Annotated in this window: 20 protein-coding genes and 1 pseudogene; 8 read left to right on the top strand and 13 right to left on the bottom strand. The window is 63.6% G+C overall.

Features of this window, described 5'->3' with window-relative positions; genetic code table 11:
• Positions 1-96 precede the first annotated feature (96 nt).
• From C477_RS06705 to C477_RS06685, 5 genes are all read right to left on the bottom strand, one after another.
• Complete coding sequence (locus C477_RS06705) at positions 97-528, bottom strand: SHOCT domain-containing protein (protein WP_008893697.1); 432 nt, start codon at positions 526-528, stop codon at positions 97-99.
• Positions 529-567: 39 nt separating this feature from the next.
• On the bottom strand, positions 568-918 hold the full coding sequence (locus tag C477_RS06700; RefSeq protein WP_008893696.1) for a hypothetical protein: 351 nt from the start codon (positions 916-918) through the stop codon (positions 568-570).
• 10 nt (positions 919-928) lie between these two features.
• Positions 929-1,927 (bottom strand): polyprenyl synthetase family protein, encoded by a 999-nt coding sequence (locus tag C477_RS06695; RefSeq protein ID WP_008893695.1) that lies wholly within the window; start codon positions 1,925-1,927, stop codon positions 929-931.
• On the bottom strand, positions 1,924-2,190 hold the full coding sequence (locus tag C477_RS06690) for a hypothetical protein (RefSeq protein WP_008893694.1): 267 nt from the start codon (positions 2,188-2,190) through the stop codon (positions 1,924-1,926). Before C477_RS06690 ends, C477_RS06695 begins: the two co-directional genes overlap by 4 nt.
• A gap of 134 nt (positions 2,191-2,324) precedes the next feature.
• Positions 2,325-2,609, bottom strand: coding sequence for a hypothetical protein (locus tag C477_RS06685; protein WP_049914377.1), 285 nt, complete (start codon positions 2,607-2,609; stop codon positions 2,325-2,327).
• Between the two features lie 406 nt (positions 2,610-3,015).
• On the opposite strand from C477_RS06685, the gene C477_RS06680 reads away from it, so the two are divergent.
• A complete protein-coding gene (locus C477_RS06680) occupies positions 3,016-3,414 on the top strand; it encodes a 30S ribosomal protein S6e (protein WP_008893692.1) in 399 nt (132 codons plus the stop codon).
• Positions 3,415-3,434: 20 nt separating this feature from the next.
• Complete coding sequence (locus C477_RS06675; RefSeq protein WP_049914355.1) at positions 3,435-3,872, top strand: DUF7112 family protein; 438 nt, start codon at positions 3,435-3,437, stop codon at positions 3,870-3,872.
• Between the two features lie 127 nt (positions 3,873-3,999).
• Here C477_RS06675 and C477_RS06670 read toward each other — a convergent pair whose 3' ends face one another.
• From C477_RS06670 to C477_RS06635, 8 genes are all read right to left on the bottom strand, one after another.
• The gene (locus C477_RS06670) at positions 4,000-4,500 is read right to left on the bottom strand and encodes a PadR family transcriptional regulator (protein WP_008893690.1); all 501 of its coding nucleotides are present in this window, start codon (positions 4,498-4,500) and stop codon (positions 4,000-4,002) included.
• 344 nt (positions 4,501-4,844) lie between these two features.
• Positions 4,845-5,303 carry a FlaD/FlaE family flagellar protein gene (locus C477_RS06665; RefSeq protein WP_008893689.1) on the bottom strand — a complete coding sequence of 153 codons (459 nt, stop codon included), beginning with the start codon at positions 5,301-5,303 and terminating at the stop codon, positions 4,845-4,847.
• Positions 5,304-5,421: 118 nt separating this feature from the next.
• A complete protein-coding gene (gene flaJ / locus C477_RS06660) occupies positions 5,422-7,143 on the bottom strand; it encodes an archaellar assembly protein FlaJ (RefSeq protein WP_008893688.1) in 1,722 nt (573 codons plus the stop codon).
• A 24-nt stretch (positions 7,144-7,167) separates the two neighbouring features.
• Entirely contained in the window at positions 7,168-8,847 is a 1,680-nt protein-coding gene (locus C477_RS06655) for a type II/IV secretion system ATPase subunit (RefSeq protein ID WP_008893687.1), read from the bottom strand.
• Complete coding sequence (locus C477_RS06650) at positions 8,848-9,576, bottom strand: ATPase domain-containing protein (protein ID WP_008893686.1); 729 nt, start codon at positions 9,574-9,576, stop codon at positions 8,848-8,850.
• Positions 9,573-10,043 carry a flagellin gene (locus C477_RS06645; RefSeq protein WP_008893685.1) on the bottom strand — a complete coding sequence of 157 codons (471 nt, stop codon included), beginning with the start codon at positions 10,041-10,043 and terminating at the stop codon, positions 9,573-9,575. The genes C477_RS06650 and C477_RS06645 overlap by 4 nt, the downstream gene beginning before the upstream one ends.
• Before the next feature lie 3 nt (positions 10,044-10,046).
• Positions 10,047-10,487, bottom strand: a complete 441-nt coding sequence (locus C477_RS06640) for a flagellin (protein ID WP_008893684.1) — start codon at positions 10,485-10,487, stop codon at positions 10,047-10,049.
• Between the two features lie 20 nt (positions 10,488-10,507).
• A complete protein-coding gene (locus tag C477_RS06635; protein WP_008893683.1) occupies positions 10,508-11,650 on the bottom strand; it encodes a FlaD/FlaE family flagellar protein in 1,143 nt (380 codons plus the stop codon).
• Positions 11,651-12,126: 476 nt separating this feature from the next.
• Here C477_RS06635 and C477_RS06630 point away from each other — a divergent pair, with 476 nt between their 5' ends.
• From C477_RS06630 to C477_RS24905, 6 genes and pseudogenes are all read left to right on the top strand, one after another.
• On the top strand, positions 12,127-12,732 hold the full coding sequence (locus tag C477_RS06630) for an archaellin/type IV pilin N-terminal domain-containing protein (RefSeq protein WP_008893682.1): 606 nt from the start codon (positions 12,127-12,129) through the stop codon (positions 12,730-12,732).
• Between the two features lie 4 nt (positions 12,733-12,736).
• Positions 12,737-13,336, top strand: coding sequence for an archaellin/type IV pilin N-terminal domain-containing protein (locus C477_RS06625; RefSeq protein ID WP_008893681.1), 600 nt, complete (start codon positions 12,737-12,739; stop codon positions 13,334-13,336).
• 29 nt (positions 13,337-13,365) lie between these two features.
• Positions 13,366-13,800, top strand: coding sequence for a DUF7500 family protein (locus C477_RS06620; protein WP_008893680.1), 435 nt, complete (start codon positions 13,366-13,368; stop codon positions 13,798-13,800).
• Positions 13,801-14,095: 295 nt separating this feature from the next.
• Positions 14,096-14,797, top strand: a complete 702-nt coding sequence (locus C477_RS06615; RefSeq protein WP_049914375.1) for a hypothetical protein — start codon at positions 14,096-14,098, stop codon at positions 14,795-14,797.
• A 195-nt stretch (positions 14,798-14,992) separates the two neighbouring features.
• Positions 14,993-15,433 (top strand): DUF5807 family protein, encoded by a 441-nt coding sequence (locus C477_RS06610; protein WP_008893678.1) that lies wholly within the window; start codon positions 14,993-14,995, stop codon positions 15,431-15,433.
• Positions 15,434-15,508: 75 nt separating this feature from the next.
• Positions 15,509-15,970, top strand: a pseudogene (locus tag C477_RS24905) (hypothetical protein); the annotation flags it as partial.
• Positions 15,971-16,005 lie beyond the last annotated feature (35 nt).

Genomic DNA, 16,005 nt, shown 5'->3' with positions numbered 1-16,005 from the left:
TTCAAAATCGACGCGGCGGCAGGGCTGTGGCGGATTCACGACGGCGAGATGCAGCGACCGAGGACAGGGCGGCGACGGAACGGCGCGGGACCGCGGCTACCGATCCCAGAGGCGCGACCGATCGGTCGTGGTCGTCGAATCGCGTGAGCGCCGCGCGTCGAGACCGTCGGTTCGACCGTGCCCGTCCTCGAGGACGCGATCGAGTTCCCGTTCGAACTCGGCCTCGCTGAGTTCGCCGTCGACGTACTGCGAGCGGAGGCGTTCCTCGCGGTCGTCGGACGACCGGGCGCCGTCGCGTCCGTACTCGGTCTCGAGATCGCCCCCTCCGCCGTCGTCTCGGAGCAAGGAGATGAGGCCGACGGCCGCGAGGACGACAACGGCGAGCATCGCGAGCGTCGCGACGGCCGTCACGACGGTCGCGACGACCGAGAGGACGATGCCGACGACCGTCGCGATGACGCTGAGCACGATGAACGCGAGCAGGAGGGCGCCTGCACTCTTGAGCAGGAGTGATCCGTGTCGGGGCATACCTGTAATTCGACGCACACGCACAAAAACCTACAGACGCTACGAGCCGTTGGAACGCGCCTCGCCGGAGACGGCCGCGAGCGGGGCCGTTCGCTTCGTGAGCCCGATGAGATAGACGTCGAGCAGGCAGATAATCAGAACGGCGAGGGGAACGGCGACGTCCAGGTAGCTGACGGAGTCGAACTGCAACGCCGTGACGAAAAACGGCTCGCTCACGGTGAATGCGCCCGACAGCGTCCGGGCGGAGAGGAACGCGATCGCGAGGACGTACAGCCCGAACCAGCTCGCCCCGCGTTTCCACTCGCCTAGATAGCAGTGGCCGAGCCCGGCGACGAACGCCGAGAGCGGGTACGCAGGCCAGATCGGACGCGAGAGTTCGCCGTCGCTCATCGGTCGTGACTCACCCGGAAAACGGCAGCCGCGTCGCCCGCTCGAGTCGGTCCAGCGGCGTCGAATCGGAGCCGGTCGTCACGACGGCGTCGGCCAGCGATTCGAGCGCCCCGCGGGCTCGCTCGAGGTGGGACTCGACGGCCGGACCGACCGAATCGGCTCCGTCGCACGGCGCCGTCCCCGCGGGCGTCTCGGCCTCGCCGGCGAGGATGCGAGCGGCGCGCGACCGGAGATCGGTGTCGGACGCGACCGAGGTCCGGGACGTGAGTGCGGTCATCACTGCGTGACTATACGTCCGCAGCGCCGTCCGTGTTTCGGTCGGCGCGCCGACGACGGCCGCGCCGAGCGCACCGGCGGTCTCGGCGAGCGTCGCCTCGACGGCCGCGGAGTCGATGGCGCCGCGTCGTTCGTCGACCAGCGCGGCGTCGGACAGGAGCAGGAAGCGACGCGCGAGCGCCGAGGACCCCTCGGTCAGCAGGCGGTACAGTTCGAGCTGGCGCTCCGCCGGAAGCGGCGCGTCGGCGACCGTCGCGTAGGCGCCGGCGTGGAGGTGATCGCTCGCCAGGAGGACGGCGTCCCGGTCCGCCGGGAACCGAACGTGCTCGAGGAGGACGGACAGCCACTCGGGCGTCGCGTCGGCCGTTTGGATTCGGGCGTCGTGATCGCCGCCGTCGGCGCCCGCCACCAGCGCGAGCCGGAGCCGAACGTACCCCTCGAGGAGGACGACGGACGTAGCGACGGGCTCGAGGAGGCGACCCAGTCGGTCCGAATCGGGTCGCGTGTGGGAGTCCGCGGTCTCGAGCCCGACCTCGCCGGCGCTCGTACACAGCGTCGCGGGCAGCGATCGGTCCTGGGGCGGCAGCGATGCGGTGGCCAGCGCTCGGATCGGCGCTGCGAGGCCACCGGTCGGCTCGGCGTGGCGCTGACGCTGGGCGTTCCGAGCTGCATCACCGGCGTCCTGCCGCGTCGCGAACTCGTCGGCCGTGGCGGGGTCGCTGTAGTCGGTCATCCGGAGGAACCACCGTCCTGTACCGAACGCGGTTCGCCGCCGGTCGACGAGTCGGCGGCGCGAACCGAGAGCCGCTCGGCGTCCGCTTCCGGGCGGATCCAGTCGACGACGGCCGCGAGCGAGTCGGAGCGGGCGAAGGGCGCGGCCGTGCTGCGATCGGTTCGATCGGCGGCGATCGGGGCGGTGAGGTCGGTGTCGCCGACCTCGCAGCGGGGCTCGTCTGTCGCATCCGCGATCGCACCGCGAGCGTCTGTGCAAGTCACTTACCGAATAGTCAGTCAGGGTCGAAAAAGTCGTTTCGGTTCACAGAAATGCAAGGAGAAAGCCCACGGGTTTCGCCGTGGGCGGAATCCGACACGAATACAGATGGTGCGAGGGGTAACCCCGACGCTGGCCGCTACTCCTCGTTTCGATACCGCCGGATTCCGAACTGCCCGTAGCCGCCGTAGGCGATCTCGAGCGACCCGATCCACCAGTTCCACCGGTCGGTCGGCGGCCCGTCGGGTGCGTCCGCGAGTTCGTCGAGGACCACCTCGTTCGTCAGCGGCACCCCGACGTCGTCCTCGTACCGGCCGGCGTCGGCGAGGTCGACGGCCTGTCGAACGACCACGCGGGACTGGCCCATCGTACCGCCGAACTCGTCGCGCAAGCGGACCTCGAGTTTCCCGGGATCGATGAACACGGGTTGTCGTAAGCGTTGCAAGTACTTGACTGTTCGAGCGGCGGCGATCGCGATGCTCGACCGATCCGTTCGATAGCGGAACCACACCGATCTCGATGGCCGGGAGGACGGCTCGAGCACCGCGAGAGCCGTCCGACCTACGGAAGAGCAAGCTCTTCCGAGTATCGCGGAAGCGAGCTTCCGCTCAACGGGGAAGGGCAGGTGTTCATCGATACCGACCGCGAGTGAGCGCCGCAGGCGCGAACGAGCGGGCCGACGACCGATGTGGAGTGAACGCAGTGAACAGAACGGAGGGAGGAGTGCTTTTCATCCAAGTTTTGCCGAGGGCGCGACGGAGTCGCGCCCGCAGTGCAAAAGTTGGGTGACGATCGATGTTCTTTTGACCGACGGTCCTCTTCCGTCGGGTATGGCAAGTTTCACTGTCGTCGTCGGCGACCCCGACTCCGGGTCGTCCTATCAGCTCGAGGCGGAGGAACAGGACGCGAATCGGTTTATCGGCAAGTCGATCGGCGAGGAAGTCGACGGCGGCGCGGTCGGTCTCGACGGCTACACGCTCGAGATCACCGGCGGCTCGGACGACGCCGGGCGACCGCTGAACCCCGAGGTCGCGGGCTCGAACCTCAAGGAAGTCCTGATGAAGGAACGCCAGACGGGCTACAAGCCGTCCCGCGACGGCGAGCGCCGCCGTATCACGGTTCGCGGCCGCGAGGTCTCCGACGCCGTCGCACAGATCAACGCCTCGATCGTCGACCGCGGCAGCACCGACGTCGACGAGCTGCTCGGCGACGCCGAGGACGGCGAGTAACAGACGAGTTTTTTCGGCTTATGGCAGATCGAATTGCGAGCGACCATCCGTCAGTGCAGACGGTTCGGTCGACCTGCGCGGAGACGACGACGGGCGTGCGCCTCGAGATCCCGGCCGACGACCGGGAGGCGTTTCCGACCGACGAGGTCGTCCGGATCGTCATCGAGGGCGAGGAACTGTTCGGCCGAGTCGAACGGGCGTTGACCGGCGACGACCTGTCGATTCCGGGCGTCTACGAGACGCCGGACGCGGCGCGCGATCCGAGCGGGGCGACGGATCGGCTTACCGAGTGGGTCGAGACGGGAAGCGTCTCGAGGGGCGGCTCGGTACTGATCGACGTCGTCGAGCCCGACTTCCTCTACGGGCTGCGTGCGCCCGGCGAGACGACCTACTACGACGCGTACGAACCGCCGAGCAACAGCTTGAGCGACATCGCGAAAGACCTCGAAGAGCAGTAACGGCTCGAAGCCGTCGTCAGCGAGCGGATATCCGAAGGGGAACCAACGATCGACAAACGGCGTCGCTACTGCGTTCTGATATCGGTGCGATCGGTGAAAATTCGATAGCGCGGCGAGTGGCCGCCGCTCAGAGCCGCGGCAGGAACGCGTACAGCAACAGCCCGAAGGCCAGATGCTGGACCATCGTTCGCTCGACGGTCGATCTGACGAACTCCTCGTCCGTGATGGAGTACTCCTTGGTTCGAACCTTCGCGTGCATCGACAGCACGCCCTCCTCCTCCAGCGCGTGGAGGCACGGATAGACGGTGCCGGGACTGAGTTGGGCGCCGAAGAGATGAGTCAGATCCGAGAGGAGTTCCTTGCCGTGGGTCTCCTCGTGCAAGGCGATCAGCATCAGGAGAATCTCGTCGAGATTCTCCTTGATCAACGCCTCGTCGAACGTGACGTCGTCGGTCGGCAGCGCCGCGTTGACCTGCTCCATTAGCTCGTCGAGCTCGCGCTCGACGTCCTTGGTCGACTCCGCCGTCGTTCCAAGCGAGATATCGTACGATTCCGACTGTGAATCCGCAGTCGCCGCCCTCGACAGTTCGTCGAAGACGGACTCGGTATTGTGGGTTTCCTCACGCATTGACGATCACCAGTGGGGGGTCCGTGAATGGAACCAGTAACGCCACGCGTCGGCCACGCACTGCCGCCGGTGACAGCGGCCCCAGTCACGACTACTGTGACCCTGGCACTGATACATATTAAACGACAGGGAACGGAACAGACAGCATCTTCGTAATTAGAACATATCTTGAGTTATAAAATAACTGTTTTATCGACTATTGGATATTACTGCGGCCTGTGCGGACTCAATAACGATGCGTACGACGGCAGATTTTCGGAATAGGTTGCATAGCTCTGATTTTATCTCAAAACGGACTAGTTCTTGGAAATTCTATCAGAAACCGAAGAGGGGAGGAGGGGAGATCAATACGTCGACGGGCCGTCCCGGATGATGCTCACCATCTCGTCGGGGTCTCCGTCCTCGTCGTCCTCGTCGATCTGCCGTTCGACGCGTCGTTCGGCCATCCGGGCGATCATGACGTGTTCCTCGAGATCGTCGCCGCGGATCGTCGCGATGTACTCGAGACTCTGAGCGTGGGTGCTAAACAGCGTTCCGCTGAGCGACTCGAGGGGGTATTCGAGGGTCGTCGGTTCGTCGTACCGCTTGTTGTGAATCTCGCCCAGGGAGAGGCCCCGCAGATAGGAGACCATCTGTTTGCGCACGAGCGGACTGATCCAGCCGAGGTTCTCGTAGTAGCGCAGGCAGTTGAGTGCCCCCGTCGTCCCGAAGGTTTCACCGAGAAAGCGGGCCCACTGGATGGTCGCGTCGGTCCGCCCGGCCGATTGTTCGAGCGTCTCGAGGTACGGTTTTGATCCGATCATGATGAGTGGCCGGCGTCTCCGGTCTATACGGTCAGCAGTCGCGGTAGTATCAAGAAGGTTCGGCCGATTACGAGCGATGAGTCGCCCGTCTCGACGATCGGTCACAGGTCTGTTGAGGTTACATCACGAAGTTGACCACGTACTGCGTGCTGGTCGCGACGAGCGCGCCGAGCCACGTGAGGAAGACGAAGTGGACCAGCCCGCTGAGCAGGTGGCCGCGGTCGGTGATCCGGATCATGATCGCCGACAGCGCGGCGTTGACCAGGACCGTCCCGAGCAGCAGATACTCGATGGTGACGAGGTCGTACTGTTCGGTGTGCATGAGGTCCCCCGCGACTCGGCTCTGCTCGCCCAGGTCCATCTCGCCGGTGATGTCCATCATGATCTCGACGACCTCGAGGCCGATGAAAAACGAGAAGACGCTCGCCGCGGTGATCCCGTAGAGGACGCCGATCAGCGTCGTCGTCGCCTGCTGGCGCTTCTCGCGGACCTTGAGCACCTCGTTCTGGTTCTTGCTGATCACGTTGCCCAGCACCTGCGGGTCGCCGCCCATCTGTCGGCCGACGACGTACATGTCGCCGAACTTCTGGATGAGGTACGACCCGGTCTCCGCGGCGAACAGCCGCCACGAGCGAACGTTGTCGATCCGCATGTTGAGTCGCTTGTAGAGGGCGTCGACGTTCGCGGTCAGCGCCCCGAAGTCCTTCTTGCGTAAGCTCTCGAGGACGCTCCCCGTCGAGGTCTGCTTGACGCTCTCGACGGTCCCCAGCGCCCGGATGAAGCTGGGGAACTCGCTGTCGCGGTCCTTGACTTTGCTCTCTTCCTCGCGGATGCGCCAGCCGGGCAGGAGGAGCGGCGTCACGGGGATCGCCGCGAGGATCGGCAGCGGTACCCGATCGGCGACGAATGGGAGATAGCCGAGGATAACGAGGAGGACGCCGATCGCGAGGAGGAGGGTGCCGCCGATACCGATCGCGAGCGCGCGCGGGATTCGTTTCATCGGCCCCTCTCCGTCCGTCTCCTCGATGTACCACGTCGGATCGTACGGCGACACCACGTGGATCGCGTAGACGAACCCGACTTGGACGATCGCGAACATGGCGATCGTCCCGGAGATGAGCAGCGTCGGACTCGTCCCGATCAGGATCGGCAGGACGATCGCGAACACGAGCACGAACGCCACCGACAGCATCATCGACATGTACAGCTCCTTCATCACGTCGAGTTTCGCCAGATCGGCCTCGTACCTGGTGACGAACTGCTGGATGATCGTGTCCTGTTCGTCCATCAGGAACTCGCTGATCTGCTGGCCGCCGCCGACCGTGTAGGCGAGTCGCTCGAGGAAGTCGGTCAAGAGCGGGCTCGGCGTCTGCTTGGCGCGGATCCGGCAGGCGTCGTCGAGACTCTGGTTCCACGTGTCGACCAGCGCGACGAGGTAGCCCATCTCCTCGGCCAGCGCGTCGTACTCGTCTTCCTCGGCCAAGGTGCGGAAGATTTCGACGCGGTTGATGTTCGTCATCGAGAGGACCGTGATGTGGGTCAGGAAGAGGTGAAAGCGCTGGCGGACCTGCTTTCGCTTCCGATCCTGAGAGAGTTTCGGGTAGACGATCGCGACGACCATCGCCAGCAGACTCAACAGGACGACCGGCAGGCCGACGAACAGCGGCAGCCCCAGCGCGATTATCAGCGCTACCCCGCCGATGAAGATCCCAAACGCCGGCGTGATCGCGAGGAGGAGATACCGCCCGGAGGACATCTCCATGGACGCGTACGCCGAGGTGAGCGACTCGAGGAACGATCGAGCGCTGGTGTCCGGCGCGGATTGGGTCTCTGTGGACATATACGGTGAGAAGCGGTGCGGTACTCAGGCGAACTGGTTGAGGTTGCGGATCCGGATCGGGAGGCCTTCGATGCCGTCGCGCTGGAAGTCGGCGATGGCCTTGTTGACCTCGTGGTAGCCCAGGATGTCGGCGTCGATCAGCTGTCGGATGATCTCGGCGCGCCGATCGAGTTCGTCGTAGATCTTGCGGGTGTCCTCGTACCCCAGCAGCGTCGCGATCTGCTCTTCCAAGACGTAGGAGTTGTTTCGGCCGGTAAAGGAGACGTCGTCGTCGCGGGGGTCCCACTTGAACGCCTGCCGGGTGACCACGCCGCCCTCGTAGTCGGAGTAGCCTTCGATCTCCTGGACCGAGGTAACCCGGCGGAGGACGTCGTCGCCCTGTTTGACCCGGTTCTGGAACAGGGCGACGTCGCAGTTGTCCATGAACGTCTCGGGAACGTTGATCGGGGCGCCGGTAAACCGCTGGATCATCGAGACGATGTCGCTGGCGTGGAAGGTCAGCATGACCGGGTGACCGGTCTGGGCCGCCTGGAACGCCATCTGCCCCTCCGCCCCGCGGACCTCGCCCACGATGATGTAGTCGGGACGGGAACGGAGCGCGGCCGCGACCAGGTCGAACATGTCGACGTCGGCCGACTCGTCGCCCGATCCCTCGCGGGTGAGCAGTTGCTGCCAGGTGTCGTGGGGCGGAATGACCTCGGCGGTGTCCTCCGCGGTGTAGATCTTCGCGTCTCGAGGGATAAACGAGAGCGCAGCGTTCAGCGTCGTCGTCTTCCCCGATGCCGTCTCGCCGACGACGAACACCGTCTGCTCGTTCTCGAGACAGAGCCAGAGGTACGCCGCCAGTTCCGGCGAGATCGTCCCCCACTTCGTGATCTGGAAGACCGACAGCGGGATCTCCTCGCCCTGACGGATCGTCAGCGAGGGCCCCTGCACGGAGACGTCGTCGGAGTAGATGATGTTGATACGCGAGCCGTCGGGCAGCGTCGCGTCGATCACCGGGTCGGAGTCGCTGACGGGGTGGTTCATCCGCTCGCCCATGTTTCGCAGCCACTGCTCGAACTCCTCGGGCGTGCCGAAGTCGACCGTCGCCTCGATCATGCCGTAGGTGCCGTGATCGAGGTAACACTGCTTTGGTCCGATGACGTGGATGTCCTCGTTCGCCGGGTCGGTCATCACGGGCTCGAGCGGCCCGAGCCCGACGATGTCCCGCTGGAGTTGGTAGCGCAGCCGGTCGAACTGGTCCTGCGAGAGGGAGATCTTGCTGGTCCCGAAGGACTTGAGTCGACCGATCGACTGGCCGGTGATCCCCGACGTGACCTCGACGACGTCGTCGAGGAGTTCGTCCAAGTGCTCCTCGAACTCCTCGTTGTCGCCGGGCGCCGGTCGCGTGACGCTCTTGTCGAGGATCCGGCGACGGATGCGGTCGTACAGCTCCTCGTCCTCGCCCTCGAGTGTCGGCTCGACGCAGTAGTAGGTCGTGCTGATCCCCAGATCGCCGTAGACGTGACAGAAGATCGGTTCCTCGGCCACGTAGATGACGTTAGGCCGGTGGGATTCCCACTCGCTCGAGGGTTCGTCGATGAGCTTCGGGTACTCGTTGTACTCCTCGTAGAACCACTCGAGATGTTCCCGGAGATGGGGGTACTCGTCGGCCAGCGCGTCCAGTTTGTTCTCGAGTCGCGCGGTTCCGAAGTCCGACATTTACGCCACCGTCCTGCTGACGATCGAGATGCCACGGCCCTGCTGAACGCTGAAACCGATGGAGTCGTCGACCGGGCTCTTCATGTTCTGGAACCGTCGCACCAACACCTTCCGTCGGATCTCCTGACCGACCGTGTTCGTCTCGATCTCGAAGTAGACGTCGGCTACGTTCCGCAGCGGCCGTAACGCGTCGTCGCCGACGCTCGACGGATCGACCGTCAACACGACCGTCTTGTCCTGCATCGTCACCTGCCGGAGAAACGAGACCAGCCGCTGAATCACGTGGTCCTCGTCGCCGTCGTCGATAACCGCCTCGTAGTTGGGGTCGTTGCGCAACAACGCCGAGAGCGTGTCGACGTAGACCACGTCGGCCTTCCAGAGCGTCTTCGCGCTCGCAAAGCGAGCGAGCAGTTGGCGCTTTTTCCCTTCGTCGTGCGTGTCGACGTTTGCGTGGAGGAACAACAGCTGTTCCTCTAATAGGAGGTCGACGACGTCGTAGGACAGCGAATTCATCTGCTGGACGAACTCCCAGGACTCGAGTTCCGTCGAGATGTAGGTGACGTAGGTCCCTTCGGTGGCCATCCCGTAGGAGAAGCGCTGGGAGAGCGCGCTCTTGCCGGCGCCGTCGACACCCTCGATGAGCACGACGCTGCCCTCGGGGATGCCGCCGCCGATGGCGTTGTTCACGCGGTCCCGCCCTGTCAATCCGATGGAGTGGTAATCGGTCATGGCACGTAGAATCGGAGCGTTTCCTCGTCGCCGTTGACGATGACGACGATCCGGTGCTCGGTCCCCGGTTCGAGTTGCTGCTCGAGTTCGAGTTCGGCGACCTCGCCGCGTCGCCACGTGTTCGAACTCCCTTCGCGGACGGTGAACGTAGCCGACTCGCTCGAGACGTACGCACCGTCGATCAGTACGTCGAGTGCAGAGCCGTCGCTGGCAAGGGTCTTTTGGCCGGTGTTCTTGATGAGCACGGAGACGGTTCCGTTCCCGTCGCTCTCGTTGTAGATCGCATCGCTACCTGGATCGCTGATGATCTCGATGTCGGTGTCGATCTGCTCTCTGACCTCGCCGCTGTAGGTGTCGATCGAGCCGCTGATCTCGGTGACGTTGGTCACGAGGGTCCCGGCGACGCCGGCCGCGACGAGCATCGCCGCGATAAAGAGGATCAGCGACGAGACGGAGTCACTCGCCATCGATCACACCCCCGTCTCCGTCGCGGCGACGCCGTGTTCGGTCACGAGCTTTACTCTGTCCGGTCGATCGGCGGTCGAGACGACGATCGACAGCGTTTCGCCGGGCTGCCACAGTTCCCGGCCGGTGGTGCCGTTGACTCGAACCTCGAGCCACTCGTCGTTGGGCTCGTACGCGCCGTCGACCAGCAGGTCCGTGTCGGCGACCGCCAGCGTCGTCGAGCCGACGTTCGTCGCGTTCACGGTGAGATTGTCGCTTGAATCGTTGTAGGTCGTCGCCTCGAGTTCGATATCGGTGTTGCGCAGGTCGAGCGACCGGTCGTCGCGGTCGTCGATCGCGGCCCGCCGGTCCTCGTGGGCCGTCTGGATAACCGGATACGCGATCCCGACGGCGACGAGCACGCCGACGAAGAGGATCGCGGCCGCGCCACTGGTACTGAATCCCATTCCTGGTCACCTCCGATCGGTCACGAGGTCGACCCCGCCTCCGCCGGTTCGTCGGTTTCGACCTCCCGCCTCGTCTCGTGGATCTCCTGTAGCTTCATGATGTACGTGTAGCTGTCCGCGTGGTCCTCGGCGGTCAGCTCCTCAGGCGTCGAGCCGGGATCGACGTTCATATCGAGGTCCGGCCCGCTGAGCACGCTCTCGAGGTGCGTCTTGACCTCGTCGTCGATCCAACCGATCTCGGCGTAGTAGGAAATCGCCCGCAGGGTCGCGGCCGATCCGCCCGTCCTGACTAACTGGGTGAGCCACTCGAAGACGATGATGTCTGTCGCGTACGTGTCCGCGAGCGTCGTCAGCGTCGCGTCGTCCGGCTCGTCGCCCGTCGACTCGTCGTCGTGCTCGCCGTCCGCGGCCCCGGACGACGCGTCCGAATCGTCGACGCTGTCCGTCGCCTGTACCTCGACGTGCGTATCGTCTCCGTCGGCTGCCTCCTCGTCGAACGTGATCGTCTCGCCGTCCGACGGCTGGGCCGCCGCGGCGTCCTCGATCACGCCCTTGAGGTCGTCGAACGAAACCGTCTCGTCGCCGTCGGCGTTCGACTCCATGCTGGCCTGGATCCCGGATCCGTCTGTCGCCCGCGTCTCGGCGCCCGCTTCGTCCTCGCCGAAGACGCCGAAGCCGTTCTGGGCTTCGCCCTCGCCGGTGAACGGGTTCACGTCGTCCGTAACCTGATCGTAGACGCCCAGCAACTGCTGGACGCGCTCATTCATCTCCTCGACCTGCTCCGCGACGTGTTGCTGTGAGTCCTGGACCGACCCCAGCTCGTTTTCCTTGTCCTCGAGTTCGTCCTCGAGCTCCTCGATTCGGTAGTAGAGGTCGTCGATATCGTCCTCATCGTCTCCGTCCGCGGAGCCGCGTCCGAACAGACCGCTCCCACCGCTGCTCTCTTCCTCGGCGTCGGACTCGATGTCGTCGTCGGCAGCTAGATCAGCGGGGGCTCCCGCGGATTCGTCGCCGGATTCCGGCGCGCCGGCCGTCCCGGCGCCCTCATCCCCATCGAACTCGTCGCTCTCTCGGTGCTGCTCGCGCTGGCGGCCGCGACGGCCGCCGCTGTTACTGAGGAAGTCTTCGATGAGTTCGCGGAGGGTTGCGAGTCCGAAATTCATAGGCTCCTACACGAAGTCCCGACGCGGCGGGCTCGTCGTCGCGGGCGGCTCGAGCGCGAGCTCCGGCTCGCAGACGCCAGCGACAACGGACGATGGTTCCCCTGATACACGTCGCAGACTCATACTACTCCTCAGTAGCGGGCAAGGTCCTAAAGGTGTACGCTCGAGTTCGCGCCGCGTTTCGAATCGTGAGTCGAGTCTCGATACGCCGACTGAAGTGATACAGAGCTTGATAGTCCGACTATCCGTTGTCCCGGCTGGGGTGCATCCCCAGATACTGTGATGCCACCGATCTCGCCACACGCCGGCCTTCGACGGGACAGCGATCGAGTCCCGTCGCCACGCCCCTCGAGGGAGCGACGGGCTCGCCCCGTCAGGTCGGCGATCGACGTCCACGATATGGACGGCCGGACGCGTCGCACGCGGTGTAATCGCGACCCGTCGTGGGCGAGCGCGGCACGCAGGGTGTACGCACTATGTTCGAAACTATAACAGAAACCGAAGACCGCGGTCAGGTGGGTATCGGTACCCTCATCGTGTTCATCGCGATGGTCCTGGTCGCAGCGATTGCAGCAGGAGTATTGATCAATACGGCCGGAACGCTACAGAGTCAGGCGTCCGACACGGGTTCCGAGACGCAGGAAGCAGTTGCGAATCAGGTTGAAGTCGTTCACGCGAGCGGAAATGTTGACGCTGCTGGTGACTATGTTGATCAAGTCAATATGACGATCATGAAGTCGGCAGGTTCCGGAGCGATCGACCTGTCCTCAATGACCGTACAGTATACCAGTGACAAGGACGACGTGACACTCACGTACAACGATAGTGCAACGCCGGCAACGCTATCCAGTGGGACGGAATTCGCCACCGCAAATATCACTGGATCTGGCGATGATACTGAACTACTAAACACAAACGACCGCGTCAAACTTTCCATCGACGTTGCGTCGATCAATGGCGGTAACGGTCTCGCTGGTGGCGGCAGCGCGACAGTTTCGCTCGTCGACCAGTCCGGTGCACAATTCACGTACGGTATCAGCGTACCGTCGACCTTCGGCGACAAGCAGGTCGTGGAGGTCTAAACTGATGTTCGAGAAAATCACAGAAGCTGAAGACCGCGGTCAGGTGGGTATCGGTACCCTCATCGTGTTCATCGCGATGGTCCTGGTGGCGGCGATTGCAGCGGGCGTATTAATCAACACGGCTGGGACACTGCAGAGTCAGGCCTCCGAGACTGGCTCCGAAACCCAGGAAGCCGTCGCCAACCAAGTCGAAGTCGTTCACGCGAGCGGGAACGTTACGGAGATTAGTGGTGCCGATTACGTCGACAAAATCAACCTTACTGTCATGAAGTCGGCAGGGTCGAACGCGATTGACCTATCGTCGATGACTATCCAGTACACCAGTGACAGTAGTGATCAGACGCTTACTCACGGTGGGGAGGGCTCTCCAGCAGATGGAACAGTGTTCGGCACGCACAACATCACTGGTTCTGGTACGCATGAAGAGCTCCTCAATACCGACGACCGGGTTAAAGTCGAGATCAGCGTCGGCGATATCGAAACGAATGGGCTCGAAGGTGGCGACAGTGCGACAATCAAACTCATCGACCAGTCCGGTGCACAGTTCAGCTACGGGGCCAGTGTACCGTCGACCTTCGGTGACAAAGAGGTCGTTGAGGTCTAAGCACTTCACAGCAACTAGCTAACTGACACATGACCCCGGAGCCGACGCAGGACGACAGCGTGCTCACCCCTGACGAGTTGCAGTTAAACGACGAAACTGTCGCCGACCTCGGTGAGAACCGCTATCTCGTTCGCTCGGACGAATCGCCCGCCGCGGACGCAGTCACAGGGACTGCCGACGCCGCGAGTACCGACGACGACTCGAGTCGCCTCACGCAACTCGAGTCCGAATCGTCCGATCACGCACACGATCCACGCGAACGACTGTCCGACGCGTCCGAACCGCATGGGGTCGATATTACGTTAAAAACCGACGGAGAGATTGCACATCACCACGCGGCGTCCCACGACGTCCGCGAAGTGTTCGTCGATCTCTTAACGTGGTACGCCGGCCAGCTCGACGACGACATGACGCCCAGCGAAGCGCTGCAGGTCATGCTGGCCGCATCCGATCTCGAGACCTGATCACCGTCGGCTCGAGACGGTCATTACAGGGAATACAGCAGACGGCGTGTCTCATTTTCGGCGGTCATTGTACTCTGCCGCTCTCATCTCCATAGCAGAGTCGGTCTAATTCGGTTCGTTGCGACCGGATTCACACGTACCGCGCCCAACGGAAACGATTCAATACGGCAGATCGGTTCGTGGGTATTACGTACTACAGCAGCTGAGTCACACGCCACCCGAGCACACCGGGAGACACGACTCAGTGTTCGATATCATCCGCGTCTTTTTGCGGGTGCCGTTGCGACTGAACGGTATGCAACACGAGTCCTCCCCGTCCAGACGACGGTTCCTCGGCGCGGCTGCCGGGAGCCTCGCGACGGTCGCGACCGCCGGCTGTCTCGGCTCGCTGGTCGGTGGCTCCTCGTCGGCGACCGTAATCGAACCCGTCGAACCCTCCGAACCCCGGGAGGGTTCGCCGGGCGAGTTCTACTACTTCCTGGAGGAGAACGGGATCGCGGTCGACGAACTCCTCGAAGACAGCGGCGAACTCTACCTGACCTATCGATCAGACGCGGAAACGGTCGACGAGTCTAACGAGGAAATCCAAATCATCTACGAGGTCTACAGGCAGGCGCTGATCGACCGCGGTTCGGATATCTCCTTCCTCTACTCCGAGATCGCGAACCCCTTCGACGAACAGGCGCTTGGCTGGGGGATCAATTCCGAGTGGCTCACCGCGGCCGATAGCTCCAATACTGGCGGGAATACGTCGGCCGGCAACGAGACGCCTGACGGCTCGGCCGAGAACGAGACTGCCGAGAACGAATCGGCCGCTAACGGGGTCGATATGGTCGAGGTGATGATCTGGAGCAACATCATGAACTCGAAGGTATACGAGGAGGATCTCGAGAACGGCAACTCCGACCTCAAAGAGGAAGGGAAGAACGTCGAGAACGGCGACGACCTCGAGAACGAGAGCGCTGATCCCGGTACGAACGAGTCCGACGAGCGCTGACTACGTCGTAACTGGATCCTCCGAGCCGTTTTCGTCGTCTGGGCCGCCACCGTCGGCCGTCGATCTACGACCGTGGATGAGACCCGTGTTCCGCAGTTATCGCGGCGACCAAATCGGAGTTGGACTCACAGCCTACGATCCCACGTCCACCCGGATGACGCGTCCTTTTTCCACCTCGAGCGACAATCCCGGTCTATGACCGACCCACGCGAGGAGTTTCTGGCCGGCGAGCGGCCCGACGACGTCGCACTGTTTCTGGCCGACTCGTACGTCTCCGACGACCGCTTAGCTGAGTTCGGCGAGCGCGTCGAGGACGGCGTTCTGATCGTCGTCGACGGCGAACGCGGCCGCAACGCCTTCGAGGCGGCGACCGGCACGCAGGCGATGCAGTTCGCCAAGTCCGCAATGGAACTCGAGGGAATCATCGAGGACGACCTCACCGGCGGGCAGTGTCCAGAGGCGCCGGCCGATGAGGACCATTCGGTACAGTTCGTCTTCGCCTTCGCCGAGGAACAGAACGAGGACGTCGGCGGCATCTACGCCGAGGGCGATGTCGTGCACGCGTACGCGAAGTGTACGTGCGGGACGGCGTACTCGGACAAGTGGAACGTCCCCGACGCCGACGTCGACGACTGACCACGCGGGCGGACCCGAACGCAGGTTTCAGCGGTAGGGCGCAGGCTTTTGCGGCCCGCACGGCTAGTTCGGGCTATGAGTTCGTTCGAAACGCCGCGCGAGACCCGTCGAGGATTCGGCCTCTCGAGTCGCGAGGTACAAGTGATCGGCGGCGCGAGCGTCCTGATGGCGATCAACGTCGCGGTGATGTACGCGATCGCGACGACGCCGCTGACGCAGGTCAACGAGTACCTGTTCGCGGCCCCGATTATCGGCGCGGTCGTCTACGGCGCGGCGATCATGGCCGGTCAGTACGTCGCCCAGCGAGGCGTCGAGGGCGGGGATATGGGAATCGCCTTCGTCGGGATGGTACTCTTGCAACTCGCGTTCGGAATTTTCGGCGCGGGCGTGCTCCGTTTCGCTCCGCGAGAGAGTCAGCTGACGATCCTCGGGATAACGGCGGTCGTCGTCGCGCTCATGACGGCGGTGATCTCCGGCTACGTCTACGCGCGCTCGAAGACGTTCGAGAGCTGGGGGACGTACGCGGGCTACGCGTTCATCGGCCTGTCTCTTATACACATCTCTGATGGCGC

This window comes from Haloterrigena salina JCM 13891 (genome assembly GCF_000337495.1).
GTDB classification, from domain to species: Archaea; Halobacteriota; Halobacteria; order Halobacteriales; family Natrialbaceae; genus Haloterrigena; species Haloterrigena salina.
This window is presented reverse-complemented; position numbering and strand designations above follow the sequence as displayed.

What these genes read in the sequence shown, in the direction of transcription:
- C477_RS06705 (WP_008893697.1), bottom strand. Translation starts at nt 528, where the DNA reads ATGCCCCGACACGGATCACTCCTGCTCAAGAGTGCAGGCGCCCTCCTG.
- C477_RS06700 (WP_008893696.1), bottom strand. Translation starts at nt 918, where the DNA reads ATGAGCGACGGCGAACTCTCGCGTCCGATCTGGCCTGCGTACCCGCTC.
- C477_RS06695 (WP_008893695.1), bottom strand. Translation starts at nt 1,927, where the DNA reads ATGACCGACTACAGCGACCCCGCCACGGCCGACGAGTTCGCGACGCGG.
- C477_RS06680 (WP_008893692.1), top strand. Translation starts at nt 3,016, where the DNA reads ATGGCAAGTTTCACTGTCGTCGTCGGCGACCCCGACTCCGGGTCGTCC.
- C477_RS06675 (WP_049914355.1), top strand. Translation starts at nt 3,435, where the DNA reads ATGGCAGATCGAATTGCGAGCGACCATCCGTCAGTGCAGACGGTTCGG.
- C477_RS06670 (WP_008893690.1), bottom strand. Translation starts at nt 4,500, where the DNA reads ATGCGTGAGGAAACCCACAATACCGAGTCCGTCTTCGACGAACTGTCG.
- C477_RS06665 (WP_008893689.1), bottom strand. Translation starts at nt 5,303, where the DNA reads ATGATCGGATCAAAACCGTACCTCGAGACGCTCGAACAATCGGCCGGG.
- flaJ (WP_008893688.1), bottom strand. Translation starts at nt 7,143, where the DNA reads ATGTCCACAGAGACCCAATCCGCGCCGGACACCAGCGCTCGATCGTTC.
- C477_RS06655 (WP_008893687.1), bottom strand. Translation starts at nt 8,847, where the DNA reads ATGTCGGACTTCGGAACCGCGCGACTCGAGAACAAACTGGACGCGCTG.
- C477_RS06650 (WP_008893686.1), bottom strand. Translation starts at nt 9,576, where the DNA reads ATGACCGATTACCACTCCATCGGATTGACAGGGCGGGACCGCGTGAAC.
- C477_RS06645 (WP_008893685.1), bottom strand. Translation starts at nt 10,043, where the DNA reads ATGGCGAGTGACTCCGTCTCGTCGCTGATCCTCTTTATCGCGGCGATG.
- C477_RS06640 (WP_008893684.1), bottom strand. Translation starts at nt 10,487, where the DNA reads ATGGGATTCAGTACCAGTGGCGCGGCCGCGATCCTCTTCGTCGGCGTG.
- C477_RS06635 (WP_008893683.1), bottom strand. Translation starts at nt 11,650, where the DNA reads ATGAATTTCGGACTCGCAACCCTCCGCGAACTCATCGAAGACTTCCTC.
- C477_RS06630 (WP_008893682.1), top strand. Translation starts at nt 12,127, where the DNA reads ATGTTCGAAACTATAACAGAAACCGAAGACCGCGGTCAGGTGGGTATC.
- C477_RS06625 (WP_008893681.1), top strand. Translation starts at nt 12,737, where the DNA reads ATGTTCGAGAAAATCACAGAAGCTGAAGACCGCGGTCAGGTGGGTATC.
- C477_RS06620 (WP_008893680.1), top strand. Translation starts at nt 13,366, where the DNA reads ATGACCCCGGAGCCGACGCAGGACGACAGCGTGCTCACCCCTGACGAG.
- C477_RS06615 (WP_049914375.1), top strand. Translation starts at nt 14,096, where the DNA reads ATGCAACACGAGTCCTCCCCGTCCAGACGACGGTTCCTCGGCGCGGCT.
- C477_RS06610 (WP_008893678.1), top strand. Translation starts at nt 14,993, where the DNA reads ATGACCGACCCACGCGAGGAGTTTCTGGCCGGCGAGCGGCCCGACGAC.